A 3,003-nucleotide genomic window follows, 5' to 3' on the forward strand; every position below is an offset into this window, starting at 1 on the left:
CCCCCCGGCTCACCGGCGCTCATTCGGCGCCGCCGATTTCCTGCGACCTGATCCGCCGGACAGGCCCTAGCACGACAAGGAGAAATACGCACCCATGACGTCCCATGACACGACCAAGCTGGTCTGCCTCCCCTACGCCGGAGCGGGCGCCTCGTTCTACCGCCCCTGGACGGCCCTGGCGGGCGACTCGCTGGAGATCGTCCCCCTGCAACTCCCGGGCCGGGAACGCCTGATCGACGAGGAGCCGTACCGCGAGGCGAACCAGGCGGTCGACGGCCTGCTGGCCCAGCTGAGAGGAAACCTCGGCGGCGACGGTGCCCGGGTGGCCCTCTTCGGTCACAGCCTCGGCGCCGTGCTCGCCTACGAACTCGCCCATCGCCTGGTCGCCGAGCCCGGCGTCGAGCTCGCCCACCTGTTCGTCAGCGGCTCCCCGGAACCGGCGCGGGGCCGCGAGCAGCACGCGACCGGCCTGTCCGACGAGGCGTTCCTCGCCCGGGTCGCCGAGTTCGCCGGCTACCACCATCCCGCGCTGGACGACCCGGAGATGCGCGAGATGATCCTCCCCTCACTGCGCGCCGACGTGGAGATACACGAGAGCTACACCCCCAGCACCAACCTCCCCCTGGACGCCCCTCTCACGGTCATCCGGGGCGAGGACGACGAGTTGGTCTCCTACGACGACGCCGAGTCCTGGAGCAAGGTAGCGTCCCGCGACTTCGAACACGTGGAGGTCCTCGGCGGTCACATGTACCTGACGGACACGGCCTCCGCCCTGGTCCGCCTGATCGTCTCGACGGTGCTGTAACCGCGCGCCTCTCCCTTCCCTCACTCATCCCAAGGAGTACTCCCATGCGTCTGCACGGCAAGTCGGTCCTGCTCACCGGCGCCGCGCGCGGACTCGGCCGAGCCACGGCGGTCGCCTGTGCCGCCGAGGGCGCCGACCTCACCCTGGTGGACATCTGCGCCGACGTGCCGGGCGTGCCCTACCCGCTGGGCACGCCCGGCCAGTTGGAGCACACGGCCGCCCTGTGCCGGGAGGTGGGCGCCGCCGTGCTCACCGCCGAGGCCGACATCCGCGACACGCGAGCCGTGCGAGGGGCGGTGACCCGCGCCGAGGACCGCTTCGGCCGGATCGACGTGGCCGTCAACAACGCCGGGATCGCCGCGCCGTCGGGCAAGCCGGTGCATGAGATCAGCGAGGACGAGTGGTCGCTGATGATCGACGTGGACCTGTCCGGGGCCTGGCGGGTGATCCGCGAGGTGGGCAAGGCCATGAGCGCCCGCCGCTCCGGCAGCATCGTCAACATCGCCTCCACCGCCGGCCTGGTCGGCTACCGCCACTTCGCCGGGTATGTCGCCGCCAAGCACGCCGTGGTCGGCCTCACCAAGGCCGCGGCCCTGGACTACGCCCCGACGAAGGTGCGGGTCAACGCGGTCTGCCCCGGCTCCGTCCGCGACGACGCCACCGCCGAGGGGCGCATGCTCGCCGAGATCGCCCGGGCGCTCGAAGTCCCCATCCACGAACACGAGAAGACCTTCGTGGAGGCCCAGCCCATGAACGCCCTCATCGAGCCCGAGGACGTGGCCTCCGCCGTCGTCTTCCTCGCCTCCGACGAGTCCCGCCAGATCACCGGTTCCGTCCTGACCGTGGACGGCGGCTTCAGCGCGCGCTGACGCCCCGCGAACACCAAGGAGTACGCGCCTTGTCCGCCCCCCACTGCCACGCCCTGCGCCTCCGCTTCGAGGAGGTCCCCGCCCTGGCCGACCCATCCGACCTGTGGATCGAGGACGTCCCCGTCCCGTCGTCCCACCCCTTGGCCGAACACCGCCGCAGCGCAGAACTGGCCCGTCCTGCCAAGGACTTGCGCCGGGTGCTGCTGCGCTACACCGACGGCTCCTGCGACCTGATCGTCGTGGCCCATCGGAACCGGTGGGGCAGCACGGCCCTGACCGGCCTGACCGCGACGGAGACCGCCGCGTCCGCACCCGGCCGTGAGACCTCGGGCCACCGGGGCGGCACCCCGCAAACGCCGGTGAGCGCTCCCGCCGTCACCCCAGTCCCGGTTCCCGCCTGGGGCCTGCCCGGCGACGACACCGCCGTCCACTGCCACACCGTCCCCCTGGACGAGGTGGGCGACGAGGCCGGCTGGCTCACTGCCCTCTATGTCACCTTGCGCCGCTACGAACCCGGGACGACCCCCGTCATCGGCACGGACCACGGCACCTTCTCCTGCGAACCCGCCCCCACACTCGGCGAGTTGAAGCCCACCCCCACGGACGGCTCCCCCCTCACCGGACTGCTCTTCACCGACGGCTTTCTCCCCGACGAGTACACCGCCTGCCTGGCCCCGTCCTTCCCGCTGACCATCTCCGTCATCCGCGACTCCCGCGGCACCCACCTGCGCTGCGACCACCTGGGCGGCCACATCTCCCCGGAGATCGCCACCCAGTTCACCCGCCACCTCACCCACATACACCACCAGCTCCTGCACTCCCCCCACATCCCCCTGACCGACGTCGAACTCCTCGACACCGCCGAACGCACCCGCATCGCGGCCCTGGGCAAACCGCCCCGCTCCCTGACCACGACCCCCACGACCATCCCCGACGCCTTCGCCCGGGTCGCCGCGACCAACTTCGATCGCATCGCTCTCACCGACGGCGCCACCAGCCTCACCTTTAGCGAACTCGACGCCCGGTCGGCCAAGTTGGCCCAGGGCCTGCGCGCCCGGGGTGTCACCCCCGGCGACCGGGTGGGCGTCTGCCTGGAGCGCACCGCCGAACTGGTCGTCACGCTCCTGGCCGTACTGAAGGCGGGCGCGGCCTATGTCCCGGTCGACCCCGCCTACCCCGCGGAGCGGCTGGCCCACACCGCGCAGGACGCGGGCCTGGGCGTCGTGATCACCCGCCTCGCGGAGTTCCCGGCGGCGGCTCGGCGGCGAACGTCGCCGTGGCCGCCGCGCGCCTGGGCCGCACCAGCGCGATCATCACCCGCATCCGGAA

Annotated in this window: 3 protein-coding genes; all 3 read left to right on the plus strand. The window is 72.0% G+C overall.

What is annotated here, in order from left to right; genetic code table 11:
* Positions 1–94 precede the first annotated feature (94 nt).
* Positions 95–805, plus strand: a complete 711-nt coding sequence (locus tag G6048_RS47475) for a thioesterase II family protein (protein ID WP_165345814.1) — start codon at positions 95–97, stop codon at positions 803–805.
* Between the two features lie 44 nt (positions 806–849).
* Positions 850–1,674, plus strand: a complete 825-nt coding sequence (locus tag G6048_RS47480; RefSeq protein ID WP_165345815.1) for an SDR family oxidoreductase — start codon at positions 850–852, stop codon at positions 1,672–1,674.
* A gap of 29 nt (positions 1,675–1,703) precedes the next feature.
* The coding region (locus G6048_RS47485; RefSeq protein WP_235991140.1) for an AMP-binding protein at positions 1,704–3,003 on the plus strand (1,300 nt) is incomplete at its 3' end.

The organism is Streptomyces ureilyticus (assembly GCF_011045025.1).
In the GTDB taxonomy this organism is placed as follows: Bacteria; Actinomycetota; Actinomycetes; order Streptomycetales; family Streptomycetaceae; genus Streptomyces; species Streptomyces ureilyticus.

Excerpts from the sequence above, each read along its gene's own strand:
- G6048_RS47475 (WP_165345814.1), top strand. The coding sequence starts at position 95 with ATGACGTCCCATGACACGACCAAGCTGGTCTGCCTCCCCTACGCCGGA.
- G6048_RS47480 (WP_165345815.1), top strand. The coding sequence starts at position 850 with ATGCGTCTGCACGGCAAGTCGGTCCTGCTCACCGGCGCCGCGCGCGGA.